Origin of the sequence: Promicromonospora sp. NPDC057138 (genome assembly GCF_042670845.1) — a bacterium.
Classification (GTDB): Bacteria; Actinomycetota; Actinomycetes; order Actinomycetales; family Cellulomonadaceae; genus Promicromonospora.
Map to the genome: position 1 here is coordinate 75,644 of NZ_JBHUUX010000013.1, position 18,954 is coordinate 94,597.

Below are 18,954 nucleotides of genomic sequence, written 5' to 3' on the forward strand. Positions count from 1 at the left end.
GGTCCGAGGTTATCGCCACTTTCCTCCTGGCACGCGCCCATACGGGGGGCAACTTCTGAGCGGTCGCCGACGATGCGAGAATGGAGCCGTGACCCCCCTCGATCCCACAGCAGTCCCGCACCACGTCGTCGTCGTGGGAGGTGGCCCCGGCGGGTACGAGGCGGCGCTCGTGGCCCGCAGCCACGGAGCGCGGGTCACCGTGGTGGAGCAGCAGGGCCTGGGCGGCGCGGCGGTGCTGACCGACGTCGTCCCCTCCAAGACCCTCATCGCGACCGCCGAGTGGATGACCATCGCCGACCGCGCCCCCGAGCTCGGCATCCGCATGCCCGACGACGTCGTGGACCCGCTGTCCGACGTCGACGTCTCGCTCGCGACCGGCGGCATCCCCGTGGTGTCCGCCTACGCCGCCCCCACGCTGAGCGGTGCGGGCGTGCAGGCAGCGGCGTCGGCGGCCGGGACGGCGGAGAAGCGCAAGCACTTCGTGGACCTGCAGGCCGTGAACAAGCGCGTGCTCGCGCTCGCGGGGGCGCAGAGCGCCGACATCCGCGGCCGGCTGGAGCGCGAGGGTATCCGGATCATCGTCGGGAAGGGGCGCCTGGACGGGCCTTCGCGTGTGGTGGCGGACCTGCCGGACGGCTCGACGACCGCGCTCGACGCGGACTCGATCCTCCTCGCGCTCGGCGCGACCCCGCGCACCCTGCCCACCGCGGTGCCCGACGGCGAGCGCATCCTCACCTGGACCCAGATGTACAACCTGCGGGAGCTGCCCGAGCGGCTGATCGTGGTGGGCTCGGGCGTCACGGGCGCCGAGTTCGCGGGCGCGTACAACGCGCTCGGGTCGGACGTGGTGCTCGTCTCCAGCCGCGACCGCGTGCTGCCCGGCGAGGACGAGGACGCCGCCGAGCTGCTCGAGGGCGTGTTCCGGGGCCGGGGCATGACCGTGCTGTCCCGCTCGCGAGCGGCGTCCGCGGTGCGCACCGACGACGGTGTCGAGGTGACGCTGTCCGACGGGCGCGTGGTGCACGGATCGCACGTGCTCGTGGCGGTCGGCGGCGTGCCCGCGACGTCGGGCCTCGGGCTGCAGGAGGCGGGCGTGCGGCTGTCGGAGTCCGGGCACGTCGTCGTGGACCGGGTATCACGCACGTCGGTGCGGGGGATCTACGCGTCCGGCGACTGCACCGGCGTCCTCCCGCTCGCGTCCGTGGCCGCCATGCAGGGGCGGATCGCCGTGGCGCACGCCCTGGGCGACGCCGTCCAGCCGCTCGCGCTGCGCACGGTCGCCTCCAACATCTTCACCGCGCCCGAGATCGCGACCGTCGGCTACAGCGAGGAGAAGCTGCGCGCGCAGAGCTCGCGATACATCACGACGACGCTGCCGCTCGCGCGCAACCCGCGCGCCAAGATGCTCGGCATCAGGGACGGGTTCGTGAAGCTGTTCGCGCACCCCGAGGCGGGCGTGGTGCTCGGCGGCGTCGTGGTGGCGCCCCGCGCGTCGGAGCTGATCTTCCCGATCACGCTGGCGGTGCAGCACCGGCTCACGGTGGAGGACGTCGCCTCGGCGTTCACGATCTACCCGTCGCTGTCGGGCTCGATCGCGGAGGGCGCGCGCGTCCTCGACGCCCGAGTGGGCAAGTAGCCCTCGGCGCTAGGCGACGGAAGCGTCGAGGATGATGCGGCCGTCCTCGATCTTGACGTGCGAGACCGTGAGGCCCGGGACCTTGGCCTCCAGCAGGCGCTCGACGTCGACGGCGATCCGCGCGTCCGGCTGCACGTCCACGACGCCCGGGGGCAGCCCCTGCTTCGCGACCTCCTGCTCGATGGGCGCCGCGGCGAGGCTGAGCAGCCGGTGCGCCGGCAGGCCGGCGGCGTTCACCTCGACGGTCAGCGTGGCGACGCCGCGCTCGAAGGCGGCCAGCCTGACGTCCGCGCGCACTATCGGCGCGATCTTCACGGCCAGCTTGAGCGGGCCGGGGAGGGTCTCGAGGCGGCGCAGGTCCGCGACCACGCGGATCGCGTCCCCGTCGCCGACGACGGACGTGATGATGGGCGGGGCCTGCTTGGCGATCCTCGCCAGGCCGAGCACCTCTTCGGGAGCGATCCGGATATGCACGATTCGACCCTAACCCAGCATGGTGAGCAGCCGGGGCAGGGCATCGCCGAACGCGGGCAGCAGGGTCAGCGAACCGACGTCGCCGAGCCCCACCCAGCGCACCTCCAGGCTCTCGGGGTCGGCGGCGCGCGGCTCGATGCGGTACCCCGGGGCGACGTCGGCCACGACGGTCGTGTAGGTCCAGGCCGGGTGCTCCAGCACGTGGGTGCCCACGACGTGCACGGCCGCCGGGTCGATGGCTGCCTCCTCGGCGGCCTCGCGCAGGGCGCCCGCCGACGGCTTCTCGTCCGGGGCGAGGGCGCCGCCGGGGATGCCCCAGGTGCCGCCCATGTGCGACCACAGGGCGCGGTGCTGGAGCACCAGGTGCGACGGCGCCCCGTCGGCGTCCCGCCGGACGAGCAGCAGTCCCGCGGCGCCGAACAGGCCCCAGTGGCGGTGGTTCCCGCAGGTCACCCAGCCGTCACCGCCGTGCCGGTGTAGATCGGTCGGGGGTACGGTCGCGTTCGGCACGGCGTCAGTCTGTCAGGTCGGAGCCGAAACTGTCAGCGACCGACCCGCACCCTGTGCTGCACCTTCGGCTCGGGCTCAGGCGGGTACGCCCTCGACGACGACCTTGCCGTCCTCGAGGCGGAAGCCGGTCACCTCGGTGAACGAGCCGCGCATCAGGGCGCGCACGTCGAGGGAGACGGTGCCGTCCTTGCGGAGCTGCACCGAGTGCTCGGGCAGGCCGCTCTTCTTCACCATCTTGGCGATGGTGCCCGAAGCGAGCGGGAGCAGCTTGGTGGCGGGCAGGCCGGCCGCGTCGGCGTCGACGTCGAGCACCGCGATGTTCTGCGAGAACGACGTGATCCGCGCTGACGCGTGCATGACGGGGACGGCCTTGGCCGCGATCTTGACGGGGAGCGGGGCGTAGGTGAGGCGGCGCAGGTCCGCCGTCACGGAGATGACGCCGTCGTCGCAGGTCAGATCGCTGACGAACGACGGAAGGGTCTTGCGAGGACGGACGAGGGCGATGGCCTCTTCGGGGCTGAGTGTCACGACATGGGTCACGCCGCAAAATCTAGCGGATCAACTGCGACCTTTTTGACCCGTTTGCCCCGCAGTTCAGTCGATGATCTCGCACAGCGGCGCGCCCGCAGTCACACCCGCGCCCGGCTGGGCCGTCAGGGAGCGCACGGTGCCCGCTCGGTGGGCCAGGATGGGCTGCTCCATCTTCATGGCCTCCAGGACGACGATGAGGTCGCCCTCGGCCACCTGCGCGCCGTCCTCCACCGCCACCTTGACGATGGTGCCCTGCATGGGCGAGGCCAGCGTGTTCCCGGCCGAACCGCCCGATGTCTTGGCCCCGGCGGCGCGCCGGGCCGGACGGCGGGCGGCGTTCGCCGAACGCGCGCGACCCGCGGCGACGCCGAGGCCCGCGGGCAGCACGACCTCGAGCCGGCGTCCGCCCACCTCGACGACCACGCGCTCGGCGGTCACCTCGTCGGCCTCGTCGTCCTGGGCCGGCGTGGCCGGGGCCAGGGTCTTGAGGGTGTCGGCGAACTCCGTCTCGATCCAGCGGGTGTGCACGCGGAACGGGGAACCGTCGGCGGGCACGAACGCGTCGGACTCGAGCACCGCCTTGTGGAACGGGACCACCGTGGGGATGCCCTGGACCACGAGCTCGCGCAGCGCGCGCCGGGCCCGCTCGACCGCCTGGGTGCGCGTCGCGCCCGTGACGATGAGCTTGGCGATCATGGAGTCGAAGGCGCCGGAGACCGAGTCGCCCGCGACGACGCCCGTGTCGACGCGCACGCCCGGCCCCGACGGCCACACGATGGTGTTCAGCCGGCCCGGCGCCGGGAGGAAGCCCATGGCCGGGTCCTCGCCGTTGATGCGGAACTCGATCGAGTGCCCGCGCACCACAGGGGCGTCGTAGCCGAGCTCCTCGCCCGCGGCGATGCGCAGCTGCTCGCGCACCAGGTCGATGCCCGTGACCTCCTCGGTCACCGGGTGCTCCACCTGGAGCCGCGTGTTGACCTCGAGGAACGAGATGGTGCCGTCCACGCCCACGAGGAACTCGCACGTGCCGGCGCCCACGTAGCCCGCCTCACGCAGGATCGCCTCCGACGCCGTGTACAGGGCCTTCTCCTGCTCCTGCGTGAGGAATGGTGCGGGCGCCTCCTCGACCAGCTTCTGGTGGCGGCGCTGCAGCGAGCAGTCGCGGGTCGACACGACGACGACGTTGCCGTGGACGTCCGCGAGGCATTGGGTCTCCACGTGGCGCGGCTTGTCCAGGTAGCGCTCCACGAAGCACTCGCCCCGGCCGAACGCGGCCACGGCCTCGCGGACCGCCGAGTCGAACATCTCGTCGATCTCGTCGTACGTGCGCGCGACCTTCAGGCCGCGGCCGCCGCCGCCGAACGCGGCCTTGATGGCGATCGGCAGGCCGTACTGCTCGGCGAAGGCCTTGACCTCGCTGCTGTCCTTGACCGGGTCGGGCGTCCCGGGCACCAGGGGCGCGCCGGCGCGCTGCGCGATGTGCCGCGCGCTCACCTTGTCGCCCAGCGCCTCGATGGCCGACGGCGGCGGCCCGATCCACACGAGCCCGGCGTCGAGCACCGCCTGGGCGAACTCCGCGTTCTCCGACAGGAAGCCGTAGCCCGGGTGCACGGCGTCGGCGCCGGAGCGGCGGGCGACGTCGAGCAGCTTGGCCGGGTCCAGGTACGTGTCGGCGGCGCGGGCACCGCCCAGCGCGAAGGCCTCGTCGGCGAGGCGGACGTGCAGGGCCTCGCGGTCCTGGTCGGCGTAGACGGCGACGGAAGTCAGCCCCGCGTCGGCGCATCCACGGGCCACGCGGACGGCGATCTCACCACGGTTGGCGATGAGCACCTTCGAGATGGTTCGGGGCAGGCTTGAACTGGGCACGGCTCACCGTAACCCGGTCGTGCGGGACCGACGTACCGCCCCCGGGCACCCGGCGCAAAGTCTGGAGACCAGACCAACCTCGACCCGGGCCGTTTGGAGGGTTCGGACATGGCGTGTGGCCTGCGACGTCGGATGCGGGTCGCCTGGTTGTGGGTATCCGGCAGAGCGCAGCAATGCCGTCGCTTGCCGCGAGGCTGGCGGCTGGGGACCGCCCCTCGCCGACTGCCGAAGCAGTAGCGGAATGAGGGCCAATAGGGCAACTAAGCCTGCGTTCGGCCAGATCCAGGTCCGCCGCCGGGGCTCGGCGAGCGCGAGGCCCGCCAGCTGCAGAGAAATTCCTCCAGCCCTTTACGTATGCCCGACGGCGGTTCCGGGCAGGGAGCGCGACCACAGCCTCCCCTGGGGCGCATCCGTCCACAGCGGGCCTCGCGGCAGCCCTCAGAACGTGGCCTGCCGGGGTGGAATCGGGTTCATGAGACCCCCGAGACCGCTCCCATCCCGCCTGCGCTCCGATGCCGCGACCCAGGAGGGTTTGGTGAACAAGGCCCAGTGCGACGCGGCCGGCTTGGACAAGCATGCCGTAGCGCGACTTGTGAAGAAGGGGACCTGGACCCGCGTCACCCGGCGCGTCTACGACACCGACCCGGTGCCGGTCGAGCGGCGGCAGCGCGACGACTACCACGACCACGTCCGGCGTCGGGCGGCCTGGATCGGAATGCTCGCAGTTCCGGACGGTATCGCCACCGGCGCCTGCGCCCTTGCCCTCCACGGGGTTGCCGGCCTGCCCGCAGACCTCGTCCCGGAGGCGGCACGGCCCGGGGGCGCGGACGCGGCCGTGGGCGGCGGAGGGGTCCTACGGCGGTACCGCGCCTTCCCGGTGGAGCGCTATCGCGGGCGCCGGATTGCGGCCTTCGTCCATGCGCTGGCGCAGGCCCTTCCTGACCTCCCCCGCGATGCAGCGGTGGCCGTGCTCAGCAATGCGCTGCACGAGGGGCACATCGACCAGGATGGGCTACGGCGCGTGCGGGAGCTTCTGCGGGGACGGCGTGGCGCCGCGCGGGTGCACAGCCTGTTCTGCCTGGTGGACGGTCGCGACGCGTCTCCTGCCGAGACATTCGCGCGGTTGTCCTGCATAGACCACGGCGTCCCGCCCGACGGGCAGCAGGTCACGTTCACCTCGGGTGGTGTCTTCCTCGGCCGGGTCGACTTCGTCTGGAGCCTCCCGGACGGCCGGTACGTGGTGGTCGAGATCGACGGCCGCGCCTTCCACTCCGGGGCCGCGATGCTCGCCGACGACGCGCTGCGGCAGAATGGTCTCGTGGGTACGGACCGACTCATCGTCCTCAGGTTCCCGGCTGCCCGGAGCATGGCCGACGACGACGGTGTCGGCAGGGAGATCGCCGAGCGTCTGGCCCGGCTCGGCTGGGTGCAGGGCACCGCGGTTGGCACATCGGTCGAGCTCGGCGGGTGAGCGGTGTCTGCACCAGTGCCGTAGTAGTAGCGGAATGGGCGCCAATGACCCGACCAACCCCGCGCTCGGCTGCCCACTCACGGACCCGGCGCGGGGTCACGGGGTGCGGAGGGTCCGCCAGGGGACGTTCAGCTCGGCGAGGAGCTCGCGGAGCAGGGGGAGGCTGATGCCGACGACGCCGTGGTGGTCGCCCTCGATGCGCTCGACGTACGGGCCGCCGAGGCCGTCGATGGTGAACGAGCCCGCGACGTGCAGGGGCTCGCCGGTGGCGACGTAGGCGTCGATCTCGTCGTCGTCGATGTCGGCGAACCAGACGGTGGTCGAGCTGGTCGAGCCGATGGTCCCGCCGGTGCCGCCTGCGGTGTCGTCGCGGAGGTCCACCACCCAGTGGCCCGTGTGCAGCACAGCCTTGCCGCCGCGCATGGAGCGCCAGCGCTCGCGCGCGGCGTCGGCGTCGGCCGGCTTGCCCACGATGGCGCCGTCGACCTCCAGCATGGAGTCGCAGCCGATGACGATGACGTCGGTCGGGCCCTCGTCATCCGGGCCGTCGGCCTCCGGTGTCGAACCGTCGGGATCGGCGTCGTCCCGGGCCTCCTCCAGCCGGCTCGCTACCTCCTCGGCCTTGGCCTGCGCGAGGACGAGCACGGCGTCGGCGGGATCGAGCTCGCCGAACCGCTCGGCGGCGTCGGCGAGGGCCTTGTCCTCGTCCACCCCGGACACCACGACTTCCGGGGTGACTCCGGCAGCCTGCAGCGTGGCGAGTCGGGCGGGGGACTGTGAGGCGAGGACCAGGCGTGGCACGCGCGCCACAGTAACGAGAATGCGGCCGGGCGAAACAGGGAAACCGCAATCCCCGCGACGTGACCCACGTCACTCTTGTTGTGGGCGTGATGGTTGCGACCACACGTCCGGTTGAGGCGCAACGATCACGCCCACAACAAGGGCGTCAGGCCAGCGCCTCGCGGAGGGTGTCCAGGCCCACGGAGCCCAGGTTGAGCGCGCGGGCGTGGAAGGCCTTGGCGTCGAAGCTCTCGCCCGCGGCCGCCTTGGCGGCGTCCCGCGTCTGCTCCCAGAGCCGCTGGCCCACCTTGTACGACGGCGCCTGCCCCGGCCAGCCGAGGTAGCGGTTGAACTCGAAGCGGACGAACTGCTCCGGCATGTTCACGTTGGCCATGAGGAACGGCCAGGCCTTCTCGGCGGTCCAGGTGCCGCCGCCCCACTGGTCGGGGGCGGGCTTGCCGAGGTGCACGCCGATGTCGAACACCACGCGAGCCGCGCGCAGGCGCTGCGCGTCGAGCATGCCGAGGCGGTCGCCCGGGTCCTCCATGTAGCCGAGGTCGGCCATGAGCCGCTCCGCGTACAGGGCCCAGCCCTCGCCGTGGCCGGAGACCCAGCAGGCCAGCCGGCGCCAGCTGTTGAGGGTCTCGCGCGCGAACACTGCCTGGCCGCACTGCAGGTGGTGGCCCGGGACGCCCTCGTGGTAGACCGTCGTCTTCTCGCGCCAGGTGTTGAACTCCGTGACGCCCTCCGGCACGGCCCACCACATGCGGCCCGGCCGGGACCAGTCGTCGCTCGGCGGGGTGTAGTAGATGCCGCCGGACTGCGTCGGCGCGATCATGCACTCCAGGTTCAGCACGGGCTCGGGCACGTCGAAGTGGGTGCCGTTCAGCGCGGTGATCGCGGCGTCGGAGGTCTCCTGCATCCAGGCCTTGAGGGCGGCGGTGCCGAGGAGCTTGCGCGCGGGGTCGGCGTCGAGCGCCGCGACCGCCTCCTCGACGGTTGCGCCCGGGCCGGCGATGGTGGCGGCCACCGACTCCTGCTCGGCGACGATGCGGGCGAGCTCCTCGAGGCCCCACTGGTAGGTCTCGTCGAGGTCCACCTTCGCGCCCAGGAAGTACCGCGACCACAGGGTGTAGCGCTCGCGGCCCACGGCGTCGGCCTCCGGAGCCTGCGGCGCGAGGTCGCGCTCCAGGAAGTCGGCGAGCTTCGCGTAGGCGCCGCGGGCCGCAGCAGCGCCGTGCTCCAGCTCCTTGCGGACCAGGCTGCACGCGGCCGACTCGTCCAGCACGTCGTCGACCGCCTTGCCACGCGTGAACGACGTGAAGAAGGAGTCGGCGGCGGCCAGCTCGCGCGCCTGGGAGACGCACTCGCGCACCTGCCGGATCGCGGCGACGTTCCCCTGCGCGGCCGCCTCGGTGAGCGACTCGATGTACCCTTCGACGGCGCCGGGCAGCCCGTTCAGCCGGGAGGCGATGTTCTCCCAGGCCTCGACCGAGTCGGTGGCCATGATGTCGAAGACGTCGCGGAGCTGCTGCACCGGCGACTCGATGTTGTTCAGGCTGCGCAGGCCCTCGCCGGCCTCGTGCAGCTCGAGGTCGAGCCCCACGCGCTCGCGCATCGCGGACAGGGTGACCCGGTCGACGTCGTCCGCCGGCTCGAGCCCGTCCAGCTTGGCCAGGACCTCACGGCCGGCCTGGGCGAGGGCGTCGTGCCCGGCCGGCGAGAGATCGCCGATCTCGTGATCGTGCCCGGGCAGGCCCATGGCGGTGGCGGACAGGGGAGCGAGCTCGGTGAGACGCGTGACGTAGTCGTCGGCGATGGCGTCGATCGGCGTCGGGATGCGGGTGATGGGTGTGGTCACCCGGCCGAGCCTACTTCGCGAGCCCGCACGGAGGCGGAGGCTTTTCCGGCAGGTCCGCGTGTTGCCGGGGGCGGACGGCGGTGCTGCCGCCGGTGGGCCGCGTCCGTGTCGTAAGGTGTCCAGCGGCGAGCGAGCGCTCGTCCAGCAGGGGAGGCCGGCCGTGGCAGCACCGTCTGATCAGGACACCTCGCCGACCCGTACCGAGCTGCGGTGGAGCATCGTGTTCGCGCCGATCATTCTCGCGGGAATGGCCGGCCTCGCAATCATCGTCGTTCTGGCGATAGCCGCGGCCGACGGCCCCTCCGACACGGTCGGCATCTCGCGCCCCTCGCCCCTCTGGGCGCTCGTCGTCGCGGCCCTCCTCGCCGAGGCGGTGATGTTCGGAGGCCTGCGCCAGCAGCTCTCGACCTTCTCGCGGGCGCGGCGGCTCGGCGTCCGGGACGACCGCCGGACGCGCTGACACCACCCCGACCTCGGCGCGGAGGTCAGGACCGCAGGCTCCAGCGCCACGCGTCGGCGTTGTGCCGGCCGGAGCGCCCGCCGAAGTTCTTGGCCGTCGCGGCGCCGTTCCCGCGCAGCACCCGGGAGTGGTTCGTCCACTCGTCGAGCGGGGCGGCGTCCTCGGGCTCGGAGCCGGTCGCCGCGACCGCGGCGAGGCCCGCGACCAGGGCGGCCACCTCGACGTCGTCCGGCTGGCCGCGAACCACGCGTACCTCGGAGCTCATTCGTCGTCCTCCTCGTAGAACCCGAAGCCCGGGGCCTCGCCGCGCGAGGCCGCCCACTCGGCGATGTCGTAGCCGCCCTCGGTGAGGTGCGTGGCCACCGACTCGCCGGCGGCGTCGAGCAGGTCGATCACGCCGTCCAGGGAGGCGTCGCCACCGCGTGCGGCGACGACGAAGCCCAGGTAGAACGACTCGCCACCCTCCGGCAGGCCGGACTCGACGACCTCGTCGGCCTCCGACTCCTCCTCCGGCTCCCACACCGACGAGGTGAGGTCCGGGTGCATGCCGAGCGAGCCGTGCAAGGCGTCGAACAGGGCGGCGTTCAGGTGCCCCACCTTCGACTCGAGGGCCAGCACGCGCGGGTCCTCGTCCGCCTCGGCAGCGCCGAACTCGGCGCGGACGCCCACTGCCGTCCCCACGTAGTCGTGCAGGGCAGCTGCCAGCGCGTCGACCGCGCGGTGCATCGGCTCTGCGTCGACGCGGCCCATCGGCGCCGGGCCGTGGGTGGCGTCCTCGTGAGTCATGTATCTCCTCCGGTCAGAGCGGGATGTTTCCGTGCTTCTTCGGAGGAAGCGTAGATCGCTTGGTGCGCAGCGCGCGAAGCGCACGCACCACCTGCACGCGGGTCTCGGACGGACGGATGACGGCGTCGACGTACCCGCGCTCGGCGGCGTCCCACGGGTTCACGATGGCGTCCTCGTACTCGGCGGTCAGCCGGGCCCGCTCGGCCTCGACGTTCCCGCCCGCCTCCTGGACCGTCTTCAGCGCGCCGCGCTGCAAGATGTTCACCGCGCCGCTCGCACCCATGACGGCGATCTGCGCGGTCGGCCACGCCAGGTTGACGTCGGCGCCGAGCTGCTTGGAGCCCATCACGATGTAGGCACCGCCGTACGCCTTGCGGGTGATGATCGTGACCAGCGGCACCGTGGCCTCGGCGTACGCGTAGATCAGCTTGGCGCCGCGGCGGATGATGCCCTGGTGCTCCTGCCCGACGCCGGGGAGGAAGCCCGGCACGTCCACGAACGTCAGGACGGGGATGTTGAAGGCGTCGCAGGTGCGCACGAACCGCGCGGCCTTCTCGGCGGCGTCGATGTCGAGCGTGCCCGCCATGGACTGCGGCTGGTTGGCGACGATGCCGACCGACTGGCCCTCCACGTGCCCGAACCCGATCAGCACGTTGGTCGCGAACATCGGCTGGACCTCGAGGAACGACTCCGGGTCCAGGACCGCCTCGATGGCCTCGCGCATGTCGTACGGCTGGTTGTCGCTGTCGGGGATCAGCGCGTCGAGGGCCTCGTCCTCGGCGGTGACCTCCAGCGGCGTCTCGTCCTCCGGCGGGAACGCCGGCGCGTCCGAGAGGTTGTTCTGCGGCAGGTAGCTTACCAGGTGGCGGACGTAGTCGAGGGCGTCGTCCTCGTCGCTGCCCATGTAGTGCGCCACGCCCGACTTCGAGTTGTGCGTGCGGGCGCCGCCGAGGGTCTCGAAGTCGACGTCCTCGCCCGTCACCGTGCGGATCACGTCCGGGCCGGTGATGAACATGTTCGACGTCTGGTCGGCCATCACGATGAAGTCCGTCAGGGCGGGGGAGTACACCGCGCCGCCCGCGCTGGGGCCGAGGATCAGGGAGATCTGCGGGATCACGCCCGAAGCGGCCACGTTCCGCCGGAACATCTCGGCGAACTGGGTGAGGGCCGCGACGCCCTCCTGGATGCGCGCCCCACCGCCGTCGCTGATGCCGATCAGGGGCACGCCGGTGCGCAGCGCGAGGTCCTGCACCTTGGTGATCTTCTGGCCGTGCACCTCGCCGAGGCTCCCGCCGAACACCGTGAAGTCCTGGGAGTAGACGCACACCTGGCGCCCGTCGATGGTGCCGTACCCGGTGACGACGCCGTCGCCCGCGATGCGTCTCTTCTCCAGGCCGAAGTTGCGGCTGCGGTGCTTGGCCAGCGCGTCCAGCTCGGTGAAGCTGCCCTCGTCGAGGAGCGCGTCGATACGTTCCCGGGCGGTCTTCTTGCCCCGCTTGTGCTGCTTTTCCTGGGCCGTCTCCTCCGGGAGGTCGATGGCGGCGGCCCGGCGGGCGTCGAGGTCGTCGAGCTTGGCGCGCGTGCCGGCGAGGGTGGTGATGGCGTCGTTCACAGTTCGAGCGTAGTTGTCGGATGCCTCCGGCTCGATGCGTGAGCGTCCAGCGGGTCACGCCGCTGACTTGTGGGTTTCCTCCAAGAGCATCCGCGGCGACCAGGGGAGAGGATGGGGGCGTGCACCAGTCCCTGTCCCTCGACGAGCTCACCGTCCCCGGCTTTGCAAGGGTCGAGGTGGTCGAGACCTCGCCCTCCACGAACACCGACCTCGTCTCAGCGGTCCGCGCCGACCCGGCCGCCTGGCCGGCGCCGTCGGCCCTGATCGCCGAGCACCAGACCGCGGGCCGGGGCCGCGCCGGGCGGTCCTGGGCGATGCCCGCGCGCACCGGGCTCACCGTGTCCGTGCTGCTGCGCCCCCAGGTCCCGGCCGGGACGCTGGGCTGGCTCCCGCTGCTCGCGGGGCTCGCGGTGGTGCGCACAGTGTCCGACGGCGGGGTCACCGCCGCCGTGAAGTGGCCCAACGACGTGCTGCTGCCCGCCGTCGACACCGTCGCGGGCCTCGGGCTCTACCGCAAGGTCGCCGGGATCCTCGCCGAGGTGGTGCCCGGCGGCTCCGACCCGGACGCACCGCTCGCCGTCGTCCTCGGGATCGGGCTCAACGTGTCGCAGTCCGCGGACGAGCTGCCGGTGCCGACGGCGACGTCGCTGGCGCTCGCTGGCTACCCCAGGCCCGACCGCACCGACGTGCTGGTGCGGATGCTCGGCGAGGTGCACGCCGTCGTCCGGCGCTGGGAGCAGGCCGCCGGCGACGCCGCGGCGGCCGGGCTGCTCGACGAGTACACGGCGGTCTCCGCGACGCTGGGCACCCAGGTGCGGGTCGAGCTGGCCGGCGGGGCCGGCGTGCTGGAGGGCGAGGCCGTGGCCCTGGACGCGTCGGGAGCGCTGGTGGTGCGCGTGGAGTCGGGCGAGGAACGCGCGGTGACCGCCGGCGACGTCTGGCACCTGCGATGACGCACTCCGGGTGAACTGCAGGGTCGCCGGGGTGAAACCGGCGGCATTCCCCGCCGCGCGGCGTGCGGCCTGCGGTAATGTCCGCCACAGGCGACGGCAGGCAAGATCGGCGTGCGACGGTCGGGAGATGCCATATGGAGGCAGGTCGGGCCACGGTCGGTGTGGCGAAGGGAATCGTGTGCGCGGCGGCGATCGTCGCGGTCTATCTGATCAGCACGGTCCGGCTGGACCGGGGCTTCGTGCAGAGCGAGGGGACACCGACGGCGGGACTGATCGCCGCGGGCATCTCGTGGCTCCTGGTGGTCTGGGTCCTGCTCTACCGCGACGACGGCGTGCGCGGCGTGCGGCTGGGCCTGTGGAACGTCGTCACCACGGTCGGGATGCTGCTGGTGCTCATGGGGATCCCCCTGGCGCTCACATTCTGGGGCTGAGCAACGGCTGGGCTACGAGCGCCCGGGCCGCGGATGCATGCGGTTGCACGAGGTGGGCACGCCTACAGTAGTGACGTGCTCCACAACTCCGATACGTCCCCCACCCACCACGACGCACCGGGGGCCGACACCGCCGCACGGCTCGACGAGACGCTGCTGGGCGGAGCCCGCCGCTACACGCTGTCGCAGGTGCTGGAGCTCACGGGACTCGACAAGCAGTTCGTGACCCGCTACTGGCGCTGGATCGGCCTGCCGGTCACGCACCCCACGGAGACCTGGTTCACCGACGCCGACGTCGAGGCGCTCAAGGACGCGGCGGAGCTGTTCGCGGAGGAGCGGATGGACGAGCGCGCCCAGATGACGTTCATCCGCTCCGTGGGCCACACCGCTGACAGGCTGGCGCTCTGGCAGGTCGAGGCACTCGTGGAGCATCTGGCCCGGCGCTACGAGCTGGACGAGACCTCGGCCCGCCTGCTCGCCCTGGACCGGCTCCCCGAGATGACGGAGATGCTGCAGGGGCAGCTCGAGCACGCGTGGCGACGTCAGCTCGCGGCGCTCACCGGGCGGATGGCCATCGAGTTCGCGGGTGCGCACTCGGACGACCGCGGTGATACCCACCAGCTACCGCTGCTGCGGGCCGTCGGGTTCGCGGACATCGTGTCGTTCACGAAGCGCACGGCCGGGCTCGGCTCGGAGGAGCTGGCGGAGTTCGTGCAGCGGTTCGAGGCCGGCGCGCGCGACATCATCGTCAATGCGGGCGGCCGCGTGGTGAAGACCATCGGCGACGCCGTCCTGTTCGTGACCGACGACGTCTCCACCGGCGCCGAGGTGGCCCTCGGCCTGGCCGAGACCTCGGGCGCTGCGCTCGGCACCGCCGCCCCCGGCGACCCCGAGATCCCGGTGCGTGTCGGGCTCGTCTGGGGCCGGGTGCTGTCTCGGTTCGGCGACATCTTCGGCCCGACCGTGAACCTGGCCTCGCGCCTCACCGAGCAGGCCGACCCGTCGTCGGTCCTCGTCGACGAGGACACGGCGGCGAAGCTCGCCGCGAGCTCGCGCTACGCGCTGACGGCGCAGCCGCCGCGCGACGTCCCGGGCATCGGCCGGCTGGCCCCGGTCCGCCTCCAGCACGCCTACCGCGGCTGACCGCCTCGGCCCGCGAAGTAGAGCGTGCGTCCGGACACCCGCTCTACTTCGCGGAGTTCCGCAGGGTCCGCATCGCGCCCGGGAGCAACTTCAGCTGCGCCCACCGCTCGGCCGCGAAGGTGCGCCGGTCGCCCGACGACCAGCGGCGGTCGAACAGCCGCTTCGCCGCGGCCACCGCCTCGGGACGCCGCTCGGCGATCCGGGCGGCCAGCGCGAACGCCTCGTCCAGGGGCGTGTCGGTGACGGTCCCCGCCAGGCCGAGCCGGCCGGCGTCGGACCCCGGGAACTCCTCGGCGGTGAAGGTGAGGCGCTTCGCCGTCTCGATGCCGACGAGCTGGATCAGGGCGCGGATCCCGGACATGTCGGGGACCAGGCCGCGCTCGACCTCCTTGACGGACCAGCGGGCATCGGGGGTGGTCAGGCGCAGGTCGGCGGCGAGGGCGATCTGCACGCCGGCCCCGAAGACGTGCCCGTGCACCGCGGCGATCACCGGTACGGGCAGACGCCGCCACGCCCAGCAGGCCTCCTGGAACAGGTTGGTGCCCCGCGGCGTCGGGACGAACGCCCGCGCCACGGCTGCCGGGTCGCGGGCCGCCGCGCCGAGGTCGAGCCCCGCGCAGAACGAGCGGCCGTTGCCCGAGATGACCACCGCCCGCAGCCCGGGTTCGCGCCGCAGCCGGCGCGCGGTGGCCCTGAGCTCCCGGAGCATGTCGAGCGACAGCGCGTTGAGCTTGTCGGGACGGTCCAGGCGGACATCGGCGATCCCGTCCGAGAGGCTGCAGGTGATGCGGCTCCCGGACGGGACTGCCGACGGCGTCGTGCTCGCGTTCATGGGGCGCAGCCTACGCAGCGCCGGCCCCCGAGAACGCGGGTGGAGCCGGTCCGTCAGCGGCCGTCCTCCACGATCTCCGTGTCGACGCCCTCGTACGGCGGAACCTTCACCGTGCGCTTGCCGGGCGTCCCGCCGAGGACGACGGTCCGGTAGCTGACGTTGTTGGTCAACGTCTGCTCGTGCAGCGTGCCCTTCGGGTTCACCGTGATCTTGATCTGGTAGGTCCCGTTGGGGACGCCCGTCAGGCTGAACGCCTGGGTCTGGGACTGGTTGTACGTGTCGCCCCAGCCGACCGGCAGGACCTCGCGCAGCCAGATGGCGGACCTGTCACCGCACGTGCTGTCGAGGCCGGTGGCCTCCGGCCGCCAGGTGGCACCCGGCACCGTGAGGTCGACGGGGTCGGTCGGCGCCAGGCACCACGACTGCTTGCCGCTCGTCGTCACCAGAGAGCCGTCGGGCTTGACGAGCTCGTAGCTCGCGAAGTCGAGGAAGTGCCAGTGATCGTGCTCGGGAGCGTCGTGGTACTTCATCGTCCCGGTCTTGGTGCTGCCGACCTCCTTGCCGTCCTTGTAGAAGAACTGGTAGGCGTCCATGACCTCCCCGGCGCCTCGGCGGTAGCCCTCGACGACCAGGGGAGCCGGTCCGGCGTTCCACTCGTGGGCGCTGAAGGTGAGCCGGTCGGTGCGACCGTCTCGCTCGGTCCCGATCTGCCACGCGGGCACGGCCTGGAGGTCGGGGAGCGTCTCCATGGCCGGCGTCTCGTTCGAGGGCGTCGATCCCGGCTGGCCGAGGGCCGGGTGGTCGCCGCCGGTGTGCTCCTGGTCGTCCAGGAGAGTGAAGAGGTTCGTGCGGTGCGTGGACTCCGTGCTGTCGCCGTGGCCCGCGTGCGCGCCGCTGGTCTGCGCCTGCCGGAGCTCCTCCTGCGGGGACGGTTCCCCCTCAGCCAGGGTGCTGAAGCCCTCGTCGGGCTCGCCCATGAGCTCTTCCCCGACCTCTCCGCAGTCGATCATCCCGCACTCGTCGACCACCTTGACCCGCTGCGTCACGGAGCGGCTGTCGGCGGGGAGGCCGAGGAAGTCCGCGACGGGGTCGCTGATGGTCACGGTCATCCTGAGGTTCGTCCGCGCGGTCTTCAGCTCGAAGTACGTGTCGAGCTGGGTCGCCCAGCCCTGCTCGATCCCGGAGACCGAGGCCTTCGTGAACCAGCTTCCGCCGCACCACATGGGGTAGACCGGCTCGGTGCTGCCGGTCGGCTCGATGCGCTGGCGCTCCCCACCACTGAGGCACAGGCTGCGGCTCTTCTTGCTCAGCACGTTGCCGTTGGCGTCGACGACCTGGACCGTGAGCCCCTTCTTGAAGCCGTTGAACCCGTCGACGATCTTGGCGGGGGCCTTCGTGGTGGTGCGCTCGTCGCCGCGGATCACGGTCTTGGTGAGCTTGACCGGGTCGGAGGCCTTGGCCCGGGTGGCCCGGAACTCGTAGCCCTCGCCGTAGGCGGCCATCCAGACGGCCGAGTCGAAGTACACGTAGCCGTCGTAGCCGTAGGCCTCGACGGTCTTGGCCGCCGGAGCGAAGCGAAGGCCCGGCGGCTGCGCGGTCGCCTCGGGCACGGCGGTATCCGTCGACGGTGCTGCGGATGCGACGTCGGCCGCACCTCCCTCTCCGAGCACTCCGAGGGCCAGCACCGCGGCCACACCCATGGTGAGCAGGCGCAGTGATGGACGGGACAAGCTGCGTGCGGTCATGAATCCCCCAGCTGGGTAAGGACAGGGACCTGTCGCAGCAAGGGACGCTCGGACCTGCGGTTTTCGTTGCCCCGGATCGCGAAGTTCATCCGTTGTTCCCGGATTGCCCGGGATGTGGCCGGTACTCGTGCCGGACGGCGTAGCGCGCTCGTGTCAGACGGCGCGGAGCGCGCTCGTGTCAGACGGCGCGCAGCGCGCCGGGCCGCCGTCCGGCCAGCCGGTCGAGCGCCGCCGACGTCGCCTCGTCCGCGGGCAGGTGCGCCACCAGGCGCTGACCGTCGGCGTCGGGCAGCGCCAGCGTCTCGAGGTCCAGCCGGAGGTCGCCCGCCTCGGGGTGCCGCATACGTTCCGTGGCAGTGCGGTAGCGGGGCTGGAGCGGGGCGGCGAACCGCTCGCTGAACGCCGCGCCGGCCAGCACGGACATCGCGTGGGCGAGCTCGACGACGTGCGGGTCGCCGGGAACCGACTCCATCCGGAGCGCCGCGACCTGGCGGTCCGCGACGCGCTCCCAGTCCGGGTAGGCCTCCCGGGCGCGGGGCTCGGTCAGGACGAACCGGAGCAGGTTCGGGTGGTCGTCGTCGAACAGGCCGAACGGCCCGAGCAGGCGGCGGTACGTGCTGGTGGCGGCGAGGACGTCCCCGACGCGGTTGAGCAGCACCGCGGGCGACGGCTCCAGCCGGTCGAGGAGCGCGCGGACTGGCGGCCGTACGGAGTCGGCCGGCGGCTCGGTGGTGCATGCCCCGCCCGTGCCCTTGCTGGCCCGGAGCAGGAGGAAGCGCTCGTCCGACGCCAGCCGGAGCGCGTCGGCCAGCGCGCCCAGGATCTCGGGCGACGGGTGCTTGTCGCGGCCCTGCTCCAGCCGCGTCAGGTACTCGACGCTGACCTCGGCGAGGGTGGCGAGCTCCGAGCGGCGCAAGCCGGGTGTCCGCCGTCGGGCGCCGCGCGGCAGGCCCACGTCCTCCGGGGCGAGGGCCTCGCGGTAGGCGCGCAGGAGGTCGCCGAGCTCGCTGGTCATGGCTCCAGGGTAGGTGGGCCGACGGCGCGGAGGGTGGCCCGCTCAGGGCCAGCCTCAGGGCGGCCTGGTTGCCCGACGGCGGCCCCGCGCACCGTGGAGCCATGGACATCGGACTTCAGGAACGGACAGTCATCGTGACCGGCGCGTCGGGCGGCGTCGGGCGACGGATCGCCACCGCCTTCGCGGCGGAGGGCGCCACCGTGGTGGTCACCTACCGCACCGCCCGCGACGGGGCGCAGAAGGTGGCCGACGAGATCGGCAGCCGCGCGGTCGTCGTGCGGTACGACCAGGCGGACCCGGACGCCGCCGAGGCGCTCGTCGCCGCGGCGGTCGAGGCCACCGGCCGCGTGGACGTGCTCGTCAACAACGCCGTGGCATGGGGCGACATGGTGCCCTTCGACAGCGTGCCTGACGAGCAGTGGACCGGGCTGATCCGCGGCAACGTCGAGGGCGCCATCCGGCTGACGCGCGCCGTGACGCCGCTGATGCGGGAGGCCGGCTGGGGGCGGCTCGTGCACCTCTCGTCGTCGCTCGTGACCGACGGCGCCCCGGGCGCCGAGTACTACGTCGCGGCCAAGGCGGCGCTGCACGGCTTCAGCCGCTCGGTCGCGTTCTCGCTCGGGAAGGACGGCGACCTGCTCTCCAACGTGGCGATGCTGGGGCTGACGAGGACCGCCACGAACACCCACGTCGTCGATCAGGTGGGTCACCTGTACGAGCAGCGGTCCCCGCTCGGCCGGCTGCTGGACGCGGACGAGGTGGCGACCGCCGTCGTCTGGCTCGGGTCCGCGGCCAACACCGCGATCAACGGCCAGGTCGTGGGCCTGACCGGAGGGGCATAGCGGATG

19 protein-coding genes are annotated in these 18,954 nt (G+C 72.5%); 7 read left to right on the plus strand and 12 right to left on the minus strand.

Annotation, left to right across the window (positions count from 1 at the left end):
* The first annotated feature begins 88 nt into the window (after positions 1-88).
* Positions 89-1,636, plus strand: coding sequence for an NAD(P)H-quinone dehydrogenase (locus ACFT2C_RS10720; RefSeq protein WP_377207032.1), 1,548 nt, complete (start codon positions 89-91; stop codon positions 1,634-1,636).
* A gap of 9 nt (positions 1,637-1,645) precedes the next feature.
* Here ACFT2C_RS10720 and ACFT2C_RS10725 read toward each other — a convergent pair whose 3' ends face one another.
* The 4 genes from ACFT2C_RS10725 to ACFT2C_RS10740 form a co-directional block, all read right to left on the minus strand.
* Positions 1,646-2,110 (minus strand): hypothetical protein, encoded by a 465-nt coding sequence (locus tag ACFT2C_RS10725; protein WP_377207033.1) that lies wholly within the window; start codon positions 2,108-2,110, stop codon positions 1,646-1,648.
* Positions 2,111-2,119: 9 nt separating this feature from the next.
* Complete coding sequence (locus ACFT2C_RS10730) at positions 2,120-2,620, minus strand: NUDIX domain-containing protein (protein WP_377207034.1); 501 nt, start codon at positions 2,618-2,620, stop codon at positions 2,120-2,122.
* A 75-nt stretch (positions 2,621-2,695) separates the two neighbouring features.
* Positions 2,696-3,160: a hypothetical protein gene (locus tag ACFT2C_RS10735; RefSeq protein WP_377207035.1), complete on the minus strand. Its 465-nt coding sequence runs from the start codon at positions 3,158-3,160 to the stop codon at positions 2,696-2,698.
* A gap of 54 nt (positions 3,161-3,214) precedes the next feature.
* Positions 3,215-5,017 (minus strand): acetyl/propionyl/methylcrotonyl-CoA carboxylase subunit alpha, encoded by a 1,803-nt coding sequence (locus ACFT2C_RS10740; RefSeq protein ID WP_377207036.1) that lies wholly within the window; start codon positions 5,015-5,017, stop codon positions 3,215-3,217.
* A gap of 472 nt (positions 5,018-5,489) precedes the next feature.
* Here ACFT2C_RS10740 and ACFT2C_RS10745 point away from each other — a divergent pair, with 472 nt between their 5' ends.
* Entirely contained in the window at positions 5,490-6,488 is a 999-nt protein-coding gene (locus ACFT2C_RS10745) for a type IV toxin-antitoxin system AbiEi family antitoxin domain-containing protein (protein ID WP_377207037.1), read from the plus strand.
* Between the two features lie 96 nt (positions 6,489-6,584).
* Here ACFT2C_RS10745 and ACFT2C_RS10750 read toward each other — a convergent pair whose 3' ends face one another.
* Entirely contained in the window at positions 6,585-7,289 is a 705-nt protein-coding gene (locus ACFT2C_RS10750; protein WP_377207038.1) for a Maf family protein, read from the minus strand.
* Between the two features lie 145 nt (positions 7,290-7,434).
* On the minus strand, positions 7,435-9,129 hold the full coding sequence (locus tag ACFT2C_RS10755) for a DUF885 domain-containing protein (protein ID WP_377207039.1): 1,695 nt from the start codon (positions 9,127-9,129) through the stop codon (positions 7,435-7,437).
* 160 nt (positions 9,130-9,289) lie between these two features.
* Between ACFT2C_RS10755 and ACFT2C_RS10760 the strand changes: the two genes are divergently transcribed.
* Positions 9,290-9,589, plus strand: coding sequence for a hypothetical protein (locus tag ACFT2C_RS10760; RefSeq protein ID WP_377207040.1), 300 nt, complete (start codon positions 9,290-9,292; stop codon positions 9,587-9,589).
* A 25-nt stretch (positions 9,590-9,614) separates the two neighbouring features.
* Here the strand turns inward: ACFT2C_RS10760 and ACFT2C_RS10765 are convergent, their stop codons facing one another.
* From ACFT2C_RS10765 to ACFT2C_RS10775, 3 genes are read right to left on the minus strand one after another with little or no spacing between them, the layout of a single operon-like run.
* Positions 9,615-9,854 (minus strand): acyl-CoA carboxylase epsilon subunit, encoded by a 240-nt coding sequence (locus ACFT2C_RS10765; protein ID WP_377207041.1) that lies wholly within the window; start codon positions 9,852-9,854, stop codon positions 9,615-9,617.
* Entirely contained in the window at positions 9,851-10,375 is a 525-nt protein-coding gene (locus ACFT2C_RS10770; RefSeq protein WP_377207042.1) for a hypothetical protein, read from the minus strand. The genes ACFT2C_RS10765 and ACFT2C_RS10770 overlap by 4 nt, the downstream gene beginning before the upstream one ends.
* A 13-nt stretch (positions 10,376-10,388) precedes the next feature.
* A complete protein-coding gene (locus tag ACFT2C_RS10775; RefSeq protein WP_377207043.1) occupies positions 10,389-11,987 on the minus strand; it encodes an acyl-CoA carboxylase subunit beta in 1,599 nt (532 codons plus the stop codon).
* Positions 11,988-12,106: 119 nt separating this feature from the next.
* Here ACFT2C_RS10775 and ACFT2C_RS10780 point away from each other — a divergent pair, with 119 nt between their 5' ends.
* From ACFT2C_RS10780 to ACFT2C_RS10790, 3 genes are all read left to right on the plus strand, one after another.
* Complete coding sequence (locus ACFT2C_RS10780; RefSeq protein WP_377207044.1) at positions 12,107-12,940, plus strand: biotin--[acetyl-CoA-carboxylase] ligase; 834 nt, start codon at positions 12,107-12,109, stop codon at positions 12,938-12,940.
* Between the two features lie 134 nt (positions 12,941-13,074).
* Complete coding sequence (locus ACFT2C_RS10785; protein ID WP_377207045.1) at positions 13,075-13,371, plus strand: hypothetical protein; 297 nt, start codon at positions 13,075-13,077, stop codon at positions 13,369-13,371.
* Between the two features lie 75 nt (positions 13,372-13,446).
* Positions 13,447-14,514: an adenylate/guanylate cyclase domain-containing protein gene (locus tag ACFT2C_RS10790; protein WP_377207046.1), complete on the plus strand. Its 1,068-nt coding sequence runs from the start codon at positions 13,447-13,449 to the stop codon at positions 14,512-14,514.
* A gap of 43 nt (positions 14,515-14,557) precedes the next feature.
* Here ACFT2C_RS10790 and ACFT2C_RS10795 read toward each other — a convergent pair whose 3' ends face one another.
* The 3 genes from ACFT2C_RS10795 to ACFT2C_RS10805 all read right to left on the minus strand — a co-directional run bounded on the left by ACFT2C_RS10795 (position 14,558) and on the right by ACFT2C_RS10805 (position 18,106).
* Complete coding sequence (locus ACFT2C_RS10795; RefSeq protein ID WP_377207047.1) at positions 14,558-15,346, minus strand: crotonase/enoyl-CoA hydratase family protein; 789 nt, start codon at positions 15,344-15,346, stop codon at positions 14,558-14,560.
* Positions 15,347-15,399: 53 nt separating this feature from the next.
* Positions 15,400-17,091, minus strand: a complete 1,692-nt coding sequence (locus tag ACFT2C_RS10800; RefSeq protein ID WP_377207048.1) for a lysyl oxidase family protein — start codon at positions 17,089-17,091, stop codon at positions 15,400-15,402.
* 178 nt (positions 17,092-17,269) lie between these two features.
* The gene (locus ACFT2C_RS10805; RefSeq protein ID WP_377207049.1) at positions 17,270-18,106 is read right to left on the minus strand and encodes a helix-turn-helix domain-containing protein; all 837 of its coding nucleotides are present in this window, start codon (positions 18,104-18,106) and stop codon (positions 17,270-17,272) included.
* Positions 18,107-18,207: 101 nt separating this feature from the next.
* Between ACFT2C_RS10805 and ACFT2C_RS10810 the strand changes: the two genes are divergently transcribed.
* Positions 18,208-18,948 (plus strand): SDR family NAD(P)-dependent oxidoreductase, encoded by a 741-nt coding sequence (locus ACFT2C_RS10810; protein WP_377207050.1) that lies wholly within the window; start codon positions 18,208-18,210, stop codon positions 18,946-18,948.
* Positions 18,949-18,954: the final 6 nt, after the last annotated feature.

What these genes read in the sequence shown, in the direction of transcription:
- ACFT2C_RS10770 (WP_377207042.1), bottom strand. Translation starts at nt 10,375, where the DNA reads ATGACTCACGAGGACGCCACCCACGGCCCGGCGCCGATGGGCCGCGTC.
- ACFT2C_RS10765 (WP_377207041.1), bottom strand. Translation starts at nt 9,854, where the DNA reads ATGAGCTCCGAGGTACGCGTGGTTCGCGGCCAGCCGGACGACGTCGAG.
- ACFT2C_RS10810 (WP_377207050.1), top strand. Translation starts at nt 18,208, where the DNA reads ATGGACATCGGACTTCAGGAACGGACAGTCATCGTGACCGGCGCGTCG.
- ACFT2C_RS10805 (WP_377207049.1), bottom strand. Translation starts at nt 18,106, where the DNA reads ATGACCAGCGAGCTCGGCGACCTCCTGCGCGCCTACCGCGAGGCCCTC.
- ACFT2C_RS10785 (WP_377207045.1), top strand. Translation starts at nt 13,075, where the DNA reads ATGGAGGCAGGTCGGGCCACGGTCGGTGTGGCGAAGGGAATCGTGTGC.
- ACFT2C_RS10795 (WP_377207047.1), bottom strand. Translation starts at nt 15,346, where the DNA reads ATGAACGCGAGCACGACGCCGTCGGCAGTCCCGTCCGGGAGCCGCATC.
- ACFT2C_RS10800 (WP_377207048.1), bottom strand. Translation starts at nt 17,091, where the DNA reads ATGACCGCACGCAGCTTGTCCCGTCCATCACTGCGCCTGCTCACCATG.
- ACFT2C_RS10745 (WP_377207037.1), top strand. Translation starts at nt 5,490, where the DNA reads ATGAGACCCCCGAGACCGCTCCCATCCCGCCTGCGCTCCGATGCCGCG.